Origin of the sequence: Winogradskyella maritima, from assembly GCF_042650215.1 — a bacterium.
GTDB lineage: Bacteria > Bacteroidota > Bacteroidia > Flavobacteriales > Flavobacteriaceae > Winogradskyella > Winogradskyella maritima.
Genome location: NZ_JBHSAT010000004.1, coordinates 1,284,787 through 1,301,584, shown reverse-complemented (window position 1 = coordinate 1,301,584; position 16,798 = coordinate 1,284,787). Strand labels below are relative to the sequence as shown.

The 16,798-nt window shown below is 40.6% G+C and carries 16 protein-coding genes; 13 read left to right on the top strand and 3 right to left on the bottom strand.

Translation table 11 applies throughout. The features are described 5' to 3' along the window. Positions 1-34 precede the first annotated feature (34 nt). The 3 genes from lipA to ACFOSX_RS06920 are packed head-to-tail and all read left to right on the top strand — an operon-like array spanning position 35 to position 4,202. Positions 35-907 (top strand): lipoyl synthase, encoded by an 873-nt coding sequence (gene lipA, locus ACFOSX_RS06930; RefSeq protein ID WP_386098368.1) that lies wholly within the window; start codon positions 35-37, stop codon positions 905-907. Then, positions 907-1,926, top strand: a complete 1,020-nt coding sequence (gap, locus tag ACFOSX_RS06925) for a type I glyceraldehyde-3-phosphate dehydrogenase (RefSeq protein ID WP_386098366.1) — start codon at positions 907-909, stop codon at positions 1,924-1,926. The genes lipA and gap overlap by 1 nt, the downstream gene beginning before the upstream one ends. Positions 1,927-1,955: 29 nt before the next feature. Continuing rightward, positions 1,956-4,202, top strand: a complete 2,247-nt coding sequence (locus ACFOSX_RS06920) for an ATP-binding protein (RefSeq protein ID WP_386098364.1) — start codon at positions 1,956-1,958, stop codon at positions 4,200-4,202. On the opposite strand, the gene lpxK is transcribed toward ACFOSX_RS06920, so the two are convergent. Further along, complete coding sequence (lpxK, locus tag ACFOSX_RS06915) at positions 4,189-5,193, bottom strand: tetraacyldisaccharide 4'-kinase (RefSeq protein ID WP_386098362.1); 1,005 nt, start codon at positions 5,191-5,193, stop codon at positions 4,189-4,191. The genes ACFOSX_RS06920 and lpxK overlap by 14 nt on opposite strands. Before the next feature lie 121 nt (positions 5,194-5,314). Between lpxK and ACFOSX_RS06910 the strand changes: the two genes are divergently transcribed. The 3 genes from ACFOSX_RS06910 (at position 5,315) to msrA (ending at position 8,115) form a co-directional block, all read left to right on the top strand. Next, positions 5,315-6,409 carry a Nif3-like dinuclear metal center hexameric protein gene (locus ACFOSX_RS06910; RefSeq protein ID WP_386098360.1) on the top strand — a complete coding sequence of 365 codons (1,095 nt, stop codon included), beginning with the start codon at positions 5,315-5,317 and terminating at the stop codon, positions 6,407-6,409. Between the two features lie 2 nt (positions 6,410-6,411). After that, positions 6,412-7,197 (top strand): zinc ribbon domain-containing protein, encoded by a 786-nt coding sequence (locus tag ACFOSX_RS06905; protein ID WP_386098358.1) that lies wholly within the window; start codon positions 6,412-6,414, stop codon positions 7,195-7,197. A 234-nt stretch (positions 7,198-7,431) separates the two neighbouring features. Further along, positions 7,432-8,115: a peptide-methionine (S)-S-oxide reductase MsrA gene (gene msrA, locus ACFOSX_RS06900; protein WP_386098356.1), complete on the top strand. Its 684-nt coding sequence runs from the start codon at positions 7,432-7,434 to the stop codon at positions 8,113-8,115. A 20-nt stretch (positions 8,116-8,135) separates the two neighbouring features. Here the strand turns inward: msrA and ACFOSX_RS06895 are convergent, their stop codons facing one another. After that, positions 8,136-8,939 (bottom strand): class I SAM-dependent methyltransferase, encoded by an 804-nt coding sequence (locus tag ACFOSX_RS06895; RefSeq protein ID WP_386098354.1) that lies wholly within the window; start codon positions 8,937-8,939, stop codon positions 8,136-8,138. A 40-nt stretch (positions 8,940-8,979) separates the two neighbouring features. Here ACFOSX_RS06895 and ACFOSX_RS06890 point away from each other — a divergent pair, with 40 nt between their 5' ends. After that, positions 8,980-9,675 carry a hypothetical protein gene (locus tag ACFOSX_RS06890; protein WP_386098352.1) on the top strand — a complete coding sequence of 232 codons (696 nt, stop codon included), beginning with the start codon at positions 8,980-8,982 and terminating at the stop codon, positions 9,673-9,675. Positions 9,676-9,806: 131 nt separating this feature from the next. Here the strand turns inward: ACFOSX_RS06890 and ACFOSX_RS06885 are convergent, their stop codons facing one another. Continuing rightward, a complete protein-coding gene (locus ACFOSX_RS06885) occupies positions 9,807-10,226 on the bottom strand; it encodes a (4Fe-4S)-binding protein (RefSeq protein WP_386098350.1) in 420 nt (139 codons plus the stop codon). 111 nt (positions 10,227-10,337) lie between these two features. On the opposite strand from ACFOSX_RS06885, the gene kynU reads away from it, so the two are divergent. The 6 genes from kynU (at position 10,338) to ACFOSX_RS06855 (ending at position 16,775) form a co-directional block, all read left to right on the top strand. Next, positions 10,338-11,627 carry a kynureninase gene (gene kynU, locus ACFOSX_RS06880; protein ID WP_386098348.1) on the top strand — a complete coding sequence of 430 codons (1,290 nt, stop codon included), beginning with the start codon at positions 10,338-10,340 and terminating at the stop codon, positions 11,625-11,627. Positions 11,628-11,636: 9 nt separating this feature from the next. After that, positions 11,637-13,118, top strand: a complete 1,482-nt coding sequence (locus ACFOSX_RS06875) for an FAD-dependent oxidoreductase (protein WP_386098347.1) — start codon at positions 11,637-11,639, stop codon at positions 13,116-13,118. 224 nt (positions 13,119-13,342) lie between these two features. Beyond that, positions 13,343-13,741, top strand: coding sequence for a RidA family protein (locus tag ACFOSX_RS06870; RefSeq protein WP_386098345.1), 399 nt, complete (start codon positions 13,343-13,345; stop codon positions 13,739-13,741). Beyond that, the gene (locus ACFOSX_RS06865; protein WP_386098343.1) at positions 13,742-15,187 is read left to right on the top strand and encodes an aldehyde dehydrogenase; all 1,446 of its coding nucleotides are present in this window, start codon (positions 13,742-13,744) and stop codon (positions 15,185-15,187) included. It begins immediately after the preceding gene. 183 nt (positions 15,188-15,370) lie between these two features. Continuing rightward, complete coding sequence (locus ACFOSX_RS06860) at positions 15,371-16,153, top strand: SDR family oxidoreductase (RefSeq protein WP_386098341.1); 783 nt, start codon at positions 15,371-15,373, stop codon at positions 16,151-16,153. Positions 16,154-16,238: 85 nt separating this feature from the next. After that, positions 16,239-16,775 carry a 3-hydroxyanthranilate 3,4-dioxygenase gene (locus tag ACFOSX_RS06855; protein WP_386098339.1) on the top strand — a complete coding sequence of 179 codons (537 nt, stop codon included), beginning with the start codon at positions 16,239-16,241 and terminating at the stop codon, positions 16,773-16,775. Positions 16,776-16,798: the final 23 nt, after the last annotated feature.

Here is a 16,798-nt window from a genome sequence, read left to right as displayed (position 1 = left end):
TTCGTATCTTTGCTTTACAAAAGTTGACTAGAAAATGGATACCGCAACAGCGTCTAACATACTACCACAACGCAAGCCAAAATGGCTCCGTGTAAAATTGCCTACGGGCAAGAAATACATAGAATTAAGAGGCTTAGTTGACAAATACAATCTTAACACTATTTGCACTTCCGGAAGTTGTCCTAACATGGGTGAATGCTGGGGAGAAGGCACGGCAACCTTTATGATTTTAGGAAATGTCTGCACACGCTCATGTGGTTTTTGTGGTGTAAAAACCGGACGGCCCGAACAATTGGATTGGGCAGAGCCCGAAAAAGTGGCACGTTCCATTAAAATTATGGGCATTAAACACGCTGTATTGACCAGTGTTGATAGAGACGATTTAAAAGATATGGGAAGTATTATGTGGGCCGAAACGGTAAATGCCGTAAGACGCATGAATCCCGAGACGACGCTAGAAACCTTAATTCCCGATTTTCAAGGTATCGAAAGACATATCGATAGGATTGTTGAAGTCGCTCCAGAAGTGGTTTCGCATAACATAGAAACCGTAAGACGACTAACTCGTGAAGTACGAATTCAAGCTAAATACGACCGAAGCATGGGTGTTCTTAAATATTTAAAAACACAGGGACAGCGACGAACCAAATCGGGCATCATGCTAGGTTTAGGGGAAACGCGAGAGGAAGTGATTGAAACGCTTCACGATTTACGAGATAATGATGTTGATGTTGTTACTATCGGGCAATATTTACAACCGAGTAAAAAACACCTTCCTGTTAAACAATTCATCAATCCAGACCAGTTTAAGGAATACGAAGAAATTGGGCTAGACCTTGGCTTTAGACATGTTGAAAGTAGTGCTTTGGTGCGTTCTTCCTACAAGGCTCAAAAGCACATCAATTAATGATTCGCTTAGGTATCAACGGATTTGGGCGTATTGGTCGCCGTGTGTTGCGCTTGGCACTAGAACATCCACAAGTTGAAGTGGTTGCCATCAATGATTTGGCAGATGCACTAACATTAAGCCATTTATTGAAATACGATAGTATTCATGGCGTCTTAGACAAGGAAGTCTCTCACGATTCTAGTCACATTGGCGTTGATGGTCATTCAATACCACTTATAAATCAAAACCATCCGAGTAATATTGATTGGACACCTTACGATGTTGATGTGGTGATTGAAGCTACTGGTAAATTCAAAAAGCGTGAAGAATTGCAACACCATATCGATAATGGTGCTTCACAAGTCATTCTGTCCGTTCCTTCTATGGATGAAAGCATCAAAACCATAGTTTTAGGCGTTAATGATGATATTTTGGATGGTAGTGAAAAAATCATTTCCAACGCTTCATGTACCACCAACAATGCGGCGCCGATGATTGACCTTATGCATCAAGCTTTTGGTGTAAAGCAAGCCTATATTACAACCATACATTCTTATACTACGGACCAAAGTCTGCATGACCAACCCCATAGAGACTTAAGACGTGCCAGAGCGGCGGGACAAAGCATAGTGCCTACCACTACTGGAGCGGCGAAAGCCTTGACAAAGATTTTTCCAGAATTGTCAGAGTCGATTGGAGGTTGTGGTATACGTGTTCCTGTAGCTAACGGTTCCTTAACGGATATTACCTTTAATGTTAAAAAAGACGATGTGAGCATTGAGGAGGTCAATGCATTATTTAAAAAGGCTTCAAATTCAAACTTAAAAGGCATCCTTCAATATACAAAAGACCCTATTGTCTCGATTGATATCGTTGGAAATCCACATTCTTGCATATTTGATGCACAGATGACTTCCGTAATTGGAAACATGGTGAAAATCATAGGTTGGTACGATAATGAAACAGGCTACTCCTCTCGGATATTAGACTTAATCTGCAATTTATCGGATAAAAAAGGACGTTTGTCGAATAAATAATTATATTTGTTCAGATAAATAGTGCTTAAATGCCCCAACTAAAACACTACATACTTGCAGTTTTCCTCGCATTTGCTGGGTTTACCATAGCTCAAAATGGCAGTCAGCAAGACGCTGATAAACTTGCTTTTGAAGTAGAACAGCTGATTGACCAAGCCCAAATACAGAGTGACCGAGGTGACTATTTCGATGCCAAAGACAATTTGGAGAAAGCAAAGGATATTGCAATATCTATAAATGACAGAAAAAGCGTAGGCTTTATTCACACCAAATTAGCAAAGCTTCATTTCTTTGTAGACGAGTCCGATAAGGCACTGAGTGCGTTAGCTAAGGCTACAGAGATTCAACGAGATATTAATGACAATCCTAATCTCGCCTTAACTTATAATGTACAAGGTTATATTCACAACAGCAGAGGCGAATACACCACAGCTTTAGAATACTTTAATTCCGCAAGAAGCTTATTCAATGATGAAGGTCTTGATAAATATCTTTCGGAATTAACGCTGAATGAAGCGCGTTCTTACTATCATTTAGAAAATTTTAAAGCTTCGAAAGACAAGCTTGAAGAAGTTATTATTTCTGCCAAAAAACACGACCAACAACGAACATTAAGTACGGCCTATATACTAAGTGCAAAGGTCGCCATGAAATTAGACAATCTTGACATTGCCATGGAGCAGGCCGAAGAGGGCTTGCAACTGGCTACACAGATTGAAAGTCAGGAAAACATAAATGATGCTTATTTAACGATGAGTCAGATTTACGAAGCCCAACAAAATTTTAAGGATGCTAACGTCTATCTCAACCGTCATTTAAAACTTTCGGATTCATTATTGAATATTCAGCGCGAAAACCTATCGCCCGAAAAACAGGCTCAATATGTAACCAAGTACAGAAACGCCGAAAACAAAAATTTAAAAGAGCAAATTGATGAAGCTGATGCCGAGGAAAACCTGTCTCGTATCACAACCATTTTGAGTATCTCCTTAATTACTATTTTATCGCTTCTAACGTTATCACTTTACAAGAATAACAACATCCGTTTGCGCACCAACAACATGCTTCACAAAAAGAATGATGAATTGATTGTTGCTAAAGAAAAAGCAGAGTTAGCCTCAAAAACCAAGGCCAACTTCTTGTCTACCGTGACGCACGAGTTGAGAACACCACTTTATGCTGTGACTGGACTTACCAATATGTTGTTGGAAGAGGAGCCAAAGGAAAAGCAAATTCCACATTTAAAATCCTTGAAATTTTCTGGTGATTATCTGCTGACCTTCATTAATGACATTCTTCAAATTAATAAAATTGAAGCCAATAAAGTTGAGTTAGACCCAGAGCAATTCAACCTAAGAAAAAAGCTGGAAAATGTTATTTCGGCGTTAAATAATTCAGCCTTAGACAACAATATTAAAGTCCATTTAGAATATGGCAAGGGCTTACCGGAGACCTTTTTTGGTGACCAACTAAAATTATCCCAAATCTTAATTAACCTACTAGGTAATGCAATCAAATTCACTAAAGACGGTGATATTTGGGTGCGCGCGTTTAAAGAAGAGCAAGATGGTGACAACTACCGTCTACGTTTTGAAGTTGAAGACAATGGCATTGGTATCAGCAAAGAAAAGCAAGGCCAAATGTTTGAAAGCTTCTCGCAAGGCTCTGTGCAAATTAACCGTAAATATGGTGGCACAGGTTTAGGTCTTTCCATCGTAAAAGGACTTATTGAAATCCTTAAGGGTAAAATTTGGCTGAAGAGCGAATTAGGCAAAGGGACCACGTTCCTTTTTGAAATTCCCCTGAAATATGCCGAACCTAAAAAAGTAGTACCGAAAGTTAGTGAACATGCTAAAAACATTAAGAATTTGGACTTAACAAACATTAAAATCTTAGTGGTTGAGGATAACAAAATCAACCAAATGATTACCAAGAAAATCCTCAACAAAATGGGACTGTACTGTGATGTTGTAGACAATGGCGAAGAGGCCGTAGAGCGCGTACGAGACACCGAATACAACGTGGTTCTCATGGATATTCACATGCCAGGTATCAGTGGATTGGAAGCTACAAAACGCATTAGAACTTTTGATAAAGAACTGACCATTTTTGCATTGACAGCGGTAACTTTGGAAGATAAGATGCATGAGTTTGACGAAGCCGGATTCGACGATATCATCTCCAAGCCGTTTAAACAAGAAGATTTCGAAAAGAAATTATACAATGAATTGTCTGGCACTGGCGACGACAAGGATAAAGTAGCTACACCTCTTTAGTAAATCGCTTAACTACAGTATCAAAATCAGCATCTTGGTCTAGTTGTATCTTAATAGGCAAGTAGAACAATTTTCCTTGTAAAGGCCCAATATCTTTTAGACGCACATAATCTTTTTCCGTGGTGACAATCAGCTTGTCATTACTAAAGGTATTTAATTCATCAAACGTAAAGTTATGATGGTCGCTAAACTCCAAATGTCTAAACTCTAGATTTAACGTTTGAAGATGCTCCACCAAAGGTTTGGCATTTGCAATCCCCGTTACTAAAGTGAATTTATGCAAACTCGTCAACTCCAATTCTTTGTCTTCGTTATAAACGTTTGAATCATAAGTAATATGACTAAAAAACAAGCGCTGAGTCGGTAACAAATTTAATTTCTCCTTAATCTGAAGCTTCTGGGCTTCCGAAATATGCTTTGGACATTTAGTAACCACTACAATTTGTGCACGCTTGGCGCCAGACTTAGGCTCTCGTAGATTCCCGGTCGGTAGCGGGATGTCATCGACATATAACTTCTCGTAGGCTGTTAAGAGAATGTTTAGTCCTGCTTTTACTTTTCGGTGTTGAAAAGCGTCGTCTAAAAGAATGACTTCAGGTTTTGGTTGCAAAGACCTCAAAACCTCAATACCATGCCGACGCTTCTCATCCACGGCTACGGTAATCTCCTTAAATTTTAAATAAATTTGAAACGGCTCATCCCCAAGCTTTTCAGCAGAAGCATTGTCTTTTGCCAATAGAAAGCCTTTAGTTTTTCGGCCGTAACCTCGGCTTAAGGTTGCCAGGTTATAATCAGGACTGAGTAGACGAACCAAATATTCGACCATTGGCGTCTTTCCCGTGCCTCCCGTGCTGAGATTTCCAACGCAAATCACAGGAAAATCATAAGCCTTAGATGATTTCCAACCGATGTCATACAGAAGATTCCGCACCCAAGTCACAATAAAGTAAATCGGAACGATGGGAAATAGGATGATGCGTAGCCATTTCATAAAACGAAAATACTATATATCTGATGGCTTGGCAATTTTATGTTTCCGCATATTGATTTACAAATCATTCAAAAGAAAATTTCGTAGGTTTATACCTCTAAAAAACCAATTCCAATAGACCATGCGCATCAAAGACATCATCGCCCATCTTGAAGATTTAGCTCCATTGGCTTATGCAGAGGACTTTGACAATGTTGGGCTTTTAGTCGGGAATGAAAACGCAGAAGCGACAGGTGTTTTGGTAACGCTAGATACGTTGGAATCCGTGGTTGATGAAGCCATTGCTAAAGACTGTAATCTTATTGTCAGCTTCCACCCCATTATTTTCAAGGGTTTAAAACGCCTAACGGGAAAAAGCTATGTTGAGCGCACGGTTTCGAAAGCCATAAAAAACGATATTGCGATTTTCGCAATTCATACTGCATTGGACAATGCTATCAACGGCGTCAATTCTATCATCTGCGACCAACTCGGGCTAAAAAACAAGCAAATTTTAATGCCTCAAAAAGGGAGCATCAAAAAACTGACGACTTACGTTCCTACAAAAGATGCGGATAATCTTCGCCAGGCCCTATTCGATGCTGGCGCAGGTAATATTGGGAATTACGATAACTGTAGTTTTAATACCGAAGGCTTTGGCACCTTTAAAGGCAACGAAGATTCGAATCCAACAATTGGTGAAAAAGGTCAGTTTCAAACAGAACCCGAAACGAAAATCACCGTCACTTTTTCAAGACATTTGGAAGGGAAAATTCTTCAAACCTTATTTAAATCGCATCCGTACGAAGAAGTTGCGTATGAGGTTATCACTTTAGATAACAGCAACCAGAATATTGGGATGGGTATGGTTGGTGAGTTGGGAACAGGTGTTCCGGCACGGGAATTCCTTCAAACTGTAAAAGAGAAAATGAAATCGGGCTGTGTTCGACATTCAGAATTGGGTGATAAAACCGTTAATAAAGTCGCTGTCTTAGGTGGTTCTGGCGCATTTGCCATTCCATCTGCAAAAGCCAATGGCGCGGACATTTTAATCACGGCAGACCTTAAGTATCACGACTTCTTTTCAGCCGAGCAAGATATCATCGTTGCGGATATTGGTCATTACGAAAGCGAGCAGTACACAAAAACGTTTTTAGTGGACTATCTCTCGAAAAAAATTCCTAATTTTGCAGTCGTTTTATCAAGCACAAATACAAATCCGGTAAAGTATTTATAATTATGGCAAAAAAGAAGGCTGAAGTTTCTGTAGAAGAGCGATTAAGAGCACTGTACGATTTACAGTTGATTGACTCTCGCGTGGATGAAATTAGAAATGTACGAGGAGAACTTCCGTTAGAGGTTAGAGATTTAGAAGATGATGTTGAGGGACTGACCACACGTTTGGAAAAACTGAACGAAAGCTTGGATATGATTGATGAAGAAATCAAGTCTAAGAAAAACCTTATTGAGGAGTCTAAAACCTTAATCAGCAAGTATTCTGAACAACAGAAGAACGTTAGAAATAACAGAGAGTACAACTCTTTGACCAAAGAGGTTGAATTTCAGGAATTGGAAATTCAATTGGCCGAAAAGCACATCAAGGAATTTAAAGCTCAAATTGAGCAAAAGAAGGAAGTGATTGGCGAAACTAAAGAGAAGTTAAAAGACCGTCAGACACACCTTAAGCACAAAAAAGGTGAACTTGATGAAATCTTGAAAGAGACTGAAAAAGAAGAAAAAGCATTACTTGCTAAGTCTGAAGAATTCCAAAAGCAAATTGAAGAGCGTTTGGTAAAAGCATACCAACGTATCCGTACTAACGTTAAGAATGGCTTAGCCGTTGTACCGATTGAAAGAGGTGCATCTGGTGGGTCTTTCTTTACAATTCCTCCACAAGTACAGGTAGAAATTGCGTCTAGAAAGAAAGTCATTACTGATGAGCATTCAGGACGAATATTGGTTGATGCGCAATTAGCTGAAGAAGAAAAAGCTAAGATGGATAAGCTTTTTGCTAAGCTGTCTTAAGTTTGAAACTTATATATTGAAAGCCTCTATTTTCGGATAGGGGCTTTTTTTATGCTCTTATGTCAGTTCGAGTGCGTGACGAAAGAGCGTCTATCGAGAACACATCTACTGAGAGCTTCTCAATAAAAATTCTTAACCGTTTTACAATCTGAAGAATTCACCCGAAATGAAAACTTGGACATTTAGCAAAATTTTAAAACCATTCCCTTTAAGGTTATCTAACTTTGTACGACTATGAAAAGAAACATTGCTATGAACAAGATTTTATCTACTCTAATAGTTGCCCTGCTCTTCAGTTGCAACCATACCGCACAAACTATCAACCCGAAACAACAAGCCGTTATTGATGCCGACCCTGTAGAAGTTCCTTTGGAAAATGGATTGGCAAGAGCCTATTTTGCCAGTGGCTGTTTTTGGTGCGTCGAAGCAGTTTACGAAAGCGTCAAAGGTGTTAAAGAATCCATTAGCGGTTATTCTGGAGGTTATACTGACAATCCAACGTACGAAGCAAGTAATACGGGACGAACAGGCCATGCCGAAGCCGTAGAAATCATTTATGACCCTAAAGTTGTAAGTTTTGCCACCTTGGTAGATGTCTATTATGCATCCCAAAATCCAACGCAGATTAATGGTCAAGGCCCTGACAAAGGGTCGCAATACCGTCCCATAATTTTCTACCAAAATGACGAGCAAAAGCAAATCATTGAAGAAAAGAAAGACGCCCTTGCAAAAAAATTGGATGCCAAAATTGCTTCAGAAATCTACCCGTTTCAGAAGTTTTGGGTAGCAGAAGCCTATCATCAAGATTACGAAAAACGCAACCCAAATAACGGCTACATTCGAAATGTGTCTATTCCGAGGTTAAAACGTTTTCAGGCGAAGATGCCCGAGGTGTTGAAGGAAGAGGCGAAGCATTAAGAATCCGGTTTAAATGGTTATTAAGTCTTCTTGATTGCTTTTACCTCAAAAATCATAGGAAATAACTGCTCCTCCATTACATACATCCCAGATTCGTTTTTCTTTAAGTTAGGGAACACATCGTACGGACTTTCATCATGCTCGTTGAGATAGTCGATGGTTAGCCCTGCTTCTATTAGTGCATTGACGACATCGGCCAAACCGTGATTCCAGCCGTACTCTTTACTGATAATATCTGAATTTTGGTCCGCATACGTGCCTTTGTATTCATCATAAATAACAGCCTCCTGATTGTAATGGTATTGCATTACGGCTTGCCCATCGGTATAATCAAACATCCATAAAATGGGGTGGAACTCTGCAATGTAAAACACACCACCAGGTTTTAAGCGCTCTGCAATCATTTGTGCCCAAGGCTTTAAGTCGGGCAACCAACCAATGGTACCGTAGCTTGTAAACACAATATCAAATTGCTCCTTCACATGCTTGGAGGTATCTAACACATTACAACAAACAAACTGAGCATCAGCCTTTAATTCCTTAGCTAAACTTCGAGCTAGGTCAATCGCAGAATCACTAATATCTATTCCAGTACAGGTAGCACCGAGGCGACTCCAGCTAATAGTATCCTGACCAAAATGGCATTGTAAATGCAACAGCGATTTACCGTTAACATCGCCAAGCGCCTTCAATTCGTAAGGCATTAATGAGGTTTTTCCAGCTTTGAAAGATTTCATATCATACATCTCACTTTGCGCGTGTATGGCAACCTTCTTATTCCATGTGGCTTTATTAACTTCAAAATAATTCTCGTGCTGACTCATCGTTTCTTAAATTTGTGTCTAAATTAAACATTTGTTCAGAATGACATTCAGACTCTTATACCTCTTCGCATTTTTAGCTTTCGCTTCGTGCAAATCAGACAAAAACGAACGCATCGCCGACGAACCAACACCGGCAGAACCGGAATTAACCACCGCTGAAAAAATCGCCAAAGCCCATGGTTATGACAATTGGCAACATGTTAATACCATCAACTTTACGTTTAATGTAGACCGAGGAGGTGACAACAAACGTCCTGGACGTGCTTGGGCATGGGCTCCACAACCAGATGCGGTTCAGTTTTTTGGTGAAGATGAGACCATTGCCTACACGAGAGCGTCGATGGACAGCACCAAACTGAAAACAGACCAAGCATTTATCAATGATAAATATTGGTTATTGGTACCGTTTCAATTGGTTTGGGATAATACCGCAACTTTATCGGAGCCAGTAACCAAAGAGGCCCCAATCAGCAAAACCGAAATGAACATGATTACCATCACCTATCCGAGTGAAGGCGGTTACACACCTGGTGATGCTTACGATATTTTTTACGATGATGATTATATGATTCGCGAATGGGTCTTTAGAAAAGGGAATGCCGAAGAACCATCCATGATGACGACCTTTGAAAATTATAAGAATTACAATGGGATTATGATAGCTACGGAGCACAAAATGCCCGACAGCGATTTCAATCTGTATTTTGATAAAATCAACGTGACGCTGAACAAATAATTGGCACGCGTTTTGAATGTATAAGTGTAAGGTTCGCGATTAAGTTTAGACTTTCTACGTATATCTTTCACTTTTCCGCCTTAGGGCGTCTATATATCGAAGCGTTTCTCTACGGAGAGACGCTTTTTCTTTTAACCTACAAAGCCGACATCAGCATGGGAACCATCACAAAATGGTTTATTGCTAGAAGCACCACATCGACAAAAGGCAGAGCTCCGTTTTTTGGTGGTGGTTGACCCGTCGGGGTTCTTTATTTCGCAATCACCATAGACCAGCAAAGGGCCGTTTTCTCTTATTTCTACTTTAATATCTTCAGGTTGTTCCATTTGTTCTTTTTCAGAATTCATATAGTGCGATAGGGCACCAGATGGGCAGTCCTTAACTTGACTCACCAAGGCTTGCGTAGTCGCATTATCAATTTTTATCCAAGGTTTGTCTTTAGGTTGAAAAACCTCTGGAAGACCCTTCACACAAATCCCAGAATGTATGCACTGTTCGGGTTTCCAGATAATGGTTACTTCGCCGTTACTGTATTCTTTTACTTTTTCCATAGGTTGAAACTTTCTTAAAGATACTAAATTTTGAAGTTGCGATTGACCCAATCCGACTAGACTGGCATCTTTTTAATCCGTATTTTTGTTAGATACCAAAACCAAAAACCATTGTCCGATTACAAATTAGGCAAGGCCTACGCCCTAGAACAGGATAAGAATGACCCGCTCGCGGATTTTAGACAGCAGTTCCATTTGCCCAAAGATGCCAATGGAAATCCTTTAATTTATTTTACCGGAAACTCCTTGGGCTTGCAACCAAAACTGACCAAATCTTATATTGAAGAAGAATTGAACGACTGGGCCAATTTGGGTGTAGAAGGCCATACCGAAGGTGAGCATCCTTGGTTACATTATCACGAATTCTTAACCCAAAGCATGGCGGACATCGTCGGTGCCAAACCGATTGAAGTCGTGATTATGAATACCCTAACGACCAACCTACACTTGATGATGGTGTCGTTTTACAAACCCACGGAAAAACGTTATAAAATACTGATTGAAGCAGATGCGTTTCCGTCAGATAAATACGCTGTGGAATCGCAATTGCGCCATCACGGCTATGACGACAAAGACGGATTAATTCTCTGGAAACCAAATCCTGAAACCGACCTTACCCATTATGACGAGTTAGAACGTTTAATGGAACAGCACGGTGACGAAATTGCACTTATCATGATTGGCGGTGTCAATTATTACACTGGACAATTTTTCGATTTAAAACGCATCACAGAACTCGGGCATTCGTACGGCTGTAAAGTCGGGTTTGATTGTGCCCATGGCGCGGGTAACGTGAAGTTAGATTTACATAATTCAGGAGCTGATTTTGCCATTTGGTGCACTTATAAATACCTTAACTCAGGCCCAGGAAGTCTAAGCGGTGTGTTTGTGCACGAACGGCATGCCCATGATAAAACCCTAAACCGATTTACTGGTTGGTGGAGTCACAACAAACAAACCCGATTTAAGATGCGGGATGAGTTTGACCAATTACCTGGCGCCGAAGGTTGGCAGTTGAGCAATCCGCCTATTTTATCCATGTGTGCCATTAGAGCCTCATTGGATGTTTTTGCTGAGGCCGGAATGGATAACCTCATAGAAAAATCTAGAAAATTGACAGGCTATTTTGAATATCTTATCAACGAATTGAATAATGACCATATCCGAATTATAACACCATCCAATGCAAAAGAACGCGGTTGCCAATTGAGTATTCAGGTAAGAAGTGCAGACAAGGCCTTACACCAAAAACTCACTGAAGCAGGAATCATAACGGATTGGCGAGAACCCGATGTGATTCGTTGCGCGCCCGTACCGTTGTATAACTCATTTGAGGATGTTTTTGAGTTTGTTGAGAGACTAAAGCCCATCCTAGCCTTCCCAAAGGGAAGGAACGATTAACGCAAAAAAATGAACACTAAAGAAAACAAAAGCAACAGTGAGAAAGTCTTCGGGGAATCCCGAAACGTCGGTATAGATGGGGCTTCACAGAATATTCTCATCATTGGAGCAGGCCTCTGCGGGAGCTTACTCGCCTTGCGCTTGGGCCAACGTGGCTACAACGTTAACGTTTATGAAAAGCGCCCAGACCTCAGAACAGTTGACATTTCAGCAGGGCGTTCCATCAACCTCGCATTTTCAGACCGAGGGAACAAAGGCATGAAGCTCGTTGGTTTGGAAGACAATGTGAAAGCGCTTTGTATTCCTATGCACGGGAGAATGATTCATGATAAAGACGGTAACACCTTTATGTCCAATTACAGCGGACGCGATTACGAGTATATCAATTCCATTTCGCGCGAAGATTTAAACGCATTGTTACTGACCGAAGCTGAAAAACATGATAATGTTAACATCCATTTCAATAAAGGCTGTAAAAGTGTCGATTTTGAAAACACCACTGCGTTGTTTAAAGATTATTTGGATAAATCGGAATTTATAGAAGATGCTGATGTCATTATCGCGACGGATGGTGCGGGTTCTAACTTGCGAAAAAGCTATTATTTGGGCAGGAAATTCTTATTTAGTTTTTCTCAGAATTACTTGACGCACGGCTATAAAGAATTAAGCATTCTACCTGCCGAAGATGGCGGTTACAAGACCTTTAAAAACGCCTTACATATCTGGCCAAGAGGCGATTTTATGATAATTGCACTTCCCAATTTAGATGGCAGTTTTACCGTTACGCTATTTTTAAGTTATGGCGAAGGTGAGTACAATTTCAATAATCTCACAACACCTGAAATCGTTACAGAGTTTTTCGAAAAAGAATTCCCAGATGCCTTGGCTATAATGCCGAATTTGGTCGATGATTTCTTTGAAAATCCCACGGCACCATTGGGCACCATTAAATGTTCGCCTTGGCACTACAAAGGCAATACCCTGTTGATGGGTGATTCGGCGCACGCTATCGTTCCGTTTTATGGGCAGGGGATGAATGCATCCTTTGAAGACGTTGTAGAATTCGACGCTGTTTTAGATGAAGGTCATGATAATTGGGAAGCCATATTTAAAGCCTACGAAAAACGACGTAAACCAGATACTGATGCCATTGCCGATTTAGCGATTGACAATTTCCATGAGATGAAAGACCATGTGGGTCAAGCGATATTTCAAGAAAAACGGAAGATCGAAATGGCCTTGGAAAAAGCCTTCCCCGATGACTATTCTTCTAAATATAGTTTGGTTACCTTTAATGAAGATATTGGTTATCGCGAAGCCATGTTGAAAGGACGCGCCCAAGACAAAGCCATCTTGAATATGTTGGCGGATGGAGAGGTCTCGACTGCGCTCGACCTGACAGAAATTAAAAATTTAAAAACAATTTTAGACAAAGTAACAGAAGAAACGAGAGCGATTTTGGAAGATGATGAAATCGCTGGACTAAGTTAAAACGTCATTACTAGGAATGTAGTGACGTGGTAATCTTTTTAATTAATGTGATATTAAAGTAATGAGATTGCCACATCACGCTTAGGCGTGATTCGCAATGACGTAATTTTAAATAAATCAAAAAAAGATTCCTGCCTTCGCAGGAATGACAATAATCAAGTATTCTTACTACGCCCGAGTAAGAGTCTCTCCCTTAGAGGAGATTAAGAGGGGCTTTTTTTACCATGAGTGACGTTACACCAAGAGGCGCATACCCACATACTAAGCGCGTGGGCGATTTTATATTTGTATCTGGCACCAGCTCGCGCCGACCAGACAATACCATCGCGGGCGTAGATATCATCGACGAGATGGGAACCAAAAAACTAAATGCCTATACCCAAACCCAGGAGGTGTTAAAAAACATTGAACGTAATTTAGCCAAGGAAGGTGCGTCCCTAAACGATGCGGTTGATGTGACGTCGTTTTTAGTCAACATGAATGATTTTGCCGATTACAACAAAGCCTACGCGGAGTTTTTTAGCAAAGAGACGGGACCAGCACGGACTACGGTTGCCGTACACCAATTACCACATCCTGATTTGGTAGTGGAGATTAAGGTGATGGCCTATAAACCTATTTAAATGAACATCCAAAACTACATCAACGGCGAATTCATAAATCCAACGTCTAATGCGTGGCTAGATAATTATAATCCTGCTAACGGTGAGGTTTACGGACAAATTCCCAACTCCTCCAAGGCTGATGTAGAACACGCCTATCAAAGCGCCAAATCTGCATTTCCCATTTGGAGTAAAACCACGTTGGATGAGCGCAGTCGTATTCTTATTAAAATTTCAGAATTAATCGAAGCCAACATAGACCGTTTAGCCGAAGCCGAAAGTAAAGACAATGGCAAACCTATAAGTATGTCTAAGGCTGTCGATATTCCTAGAAGCGCGAGTAACTTTCGTTTTTTTGGCAATGCCATTACGCAGTTTGCAAGTGAAAGCCATGAGAGCGTTGGCCAAAATGCCATCAATTATACCTTACGACAACCGATTGGCGTTGTGGGCTGTATTTCGCCATGGAATCTCCCATTGTATTTATTTACCTGGAAGATTGCACCAGCCATAGCCTCAGGAAATTGTGTCGTCGCCAAACCAAGTGAAATTACGCCAATGACGGCTTACCTTTTGGGTGAAATTTGTAACGAGGTAGGCCTTCCAAAAGGAGTTTTAAATATTGTTCACGGATTGGGCACTACCACAGGACAAGCCATTGTTGAGCATCCAAATATCAAAGCGATTTCATTTACAGGTGGTACGGCAACGGGTGCGCACATCGCTAAAGTGGCCTCGCCCATGTTCAAAAAATTGTCATTGGAACTCGGTGGGAAAAACCCAAATATCATCTTTGCTGATTGTGATTATGAAGATATGCTTAAAACCACGGTTCGCTCCTCGTTTGCCAATCAGGGACAGATATGCCTGTGTGGTAGTCGTATTTTTGTGGAGGCTTCGATTTATGAAAAATTCAAAACCGATTTTGTCGAAAAAGTAAAGCAATTAAAAGTAGGACATCCGTCTGAAGACACGACGGATATCGGTGCTTTAGTTTCAAAATCACACCTCGAAAAGGTAAAATCATATATCGAAATCGCTAAATTCGAAAACGAAAACATCCTATGTGGCGGAAACGAAGTAAAGGTCGAAGGTTTTGAAAATGGGTACTATTTAGAGCCTACCGTTATCGAAGTCGATTCTAACGACTGCCGTGTAAATCAAGAAGAAATTTTTGGACCGGTGGTAACTCTAATGCCATTCAATACAGAAGACGAAGTACTAGAGATGGCCAACTCAGTAAAATACGGTTTGTCAGCAACTCTATGGACGAATAACCTTAAACGCACCATGCGTATGAGTCAAGAAATCCAAGCCGGTATTGTTTGGGTGAACACCTGGATGATGCGCGATTTAAGAACGCCCTTCGGTGGCGTAAAAGCCAGCGGTGTTGGTAGAGAAGGTGGATTTGAGGCGCTTCGGTTTTTCACGGAGGCGAAGAATGTGTGTGTAAACAGCCCCACCTAACCTCCCCCAAGGGGAGGAATGCTGACTCAGATGTTATAAAAGTTAAATCCCATTTTCCGTCTTCCCACGTGCGTGACGATTTAGCTTTAGCGGAGAAGGCAAGAGAAGAAACTGATTGAACAGATAAATTAAAAATTAACTAAAAAATTGTTCCCTTTCCGTTGGAAAGGGTTAGGGATAGGAATGAACTTAGAACTTAACAACAAGAACGCCTTAGTCTGCGGAAGCACACAAGGTATAGGAAAAGCAACAGCATTGGCATTGGCTGAAGAAGGTGTCAATGTCACATTAATTGCACGAAACGAGGACAAGCTCAAAGCCGTTTTGGCCGAGTTGCCTTCACACAGAAATCATAATTATATTGTGGCTGATTTTTCAAATCCAGATGAATTGAAATCTAAAGTTTCAAAATTTATTGAAGAAAATAATGGCTTTCACATTCTCGTAAATAATACTGGTGGCCCAAAAGGCGGTCCTATATTCGATGCGGTCTTAGACGAATTTGAAAATGCTTTTACACAACACTTAAAGTGTAATCATGTTTTGGTACAGACGCTTGCACCATTTATGAAATCAGAACATTATGGTCGTATTATTAACGTCATTTCAACATCCGTAAAACAACCCCTAGACGGTCTAGGCGTAAGTAATACCATACGAGGTGCAGTCGCTAATTGGAGTAAAACAATGGCCAATGAGCTGGGGCAATTTGGCATCACCGTAAATAATGTTTTACCCGGTGCTACTTCCACGGAACGCTTATCGCAAATTATTAGGAACAAATCTCAAAAATCTGGTACCAGCGTTGAAGATGCCACAAAAGCAATGCAAAATGCCGTGCCTGCAAAACGTTTTGCTCGGCCCGAAGAAACCGCAGACGCCATAACATTTTTAGCGAGTGCTAGAGCATCTTATATCAATGGGATTAATCTGCCTGTGGATGGTGGAAGAACAAAAAGTTTGTAACTTGTCATTCCTGCGAAGGCAGGAATCCAAAAACATAGTGATTAACAGATTCCTGCCTTCGCAGGAATGACAAAATAGTGAGTCAATGAGTAAATTATATCCTCCCGTAAATTTTAAAGCATGGATTGAAGAAAACCGACATCTTCTTAAACCGCCAGTTGGCAATAAAGTCGTTTGGAAAGATGGCGATTTCATTGTCATGGTTGTTGGAGGCCCCAACAGCCGAAAGGATTATCATTATAACGAAACACCAGAATTTTTCTATCAGGTCGAAGGTGATATTGTCCTTAAGGTTATTGAAGACGGAGAACCGAAAGACATTCATATTAAAGAGGGTGATATCTTTCTATTGCCCCCCAAAGTACCACATTCGCCCCAGCGTGGTGCAAATACCGTAGGCTTGGTCATAGAATACCCAAGAGAAAAAGGGGTGCAGGATGCGCTCCTATGGTTTTGCGAAAATTGTACCACCAAGTTGTACGAAGAGGATTTTACACTAGATAATATTGAAACGGATATGCCAAAAATCTTCGATAAATATTATGGCGACCAGCACAAACGTACCTGTCCTAATTGTGGTGAAACGATGGAACCACCTAAAAAAGTTCAGATAGATAATTAATCAAACAAAGGTGCTTCGACTGC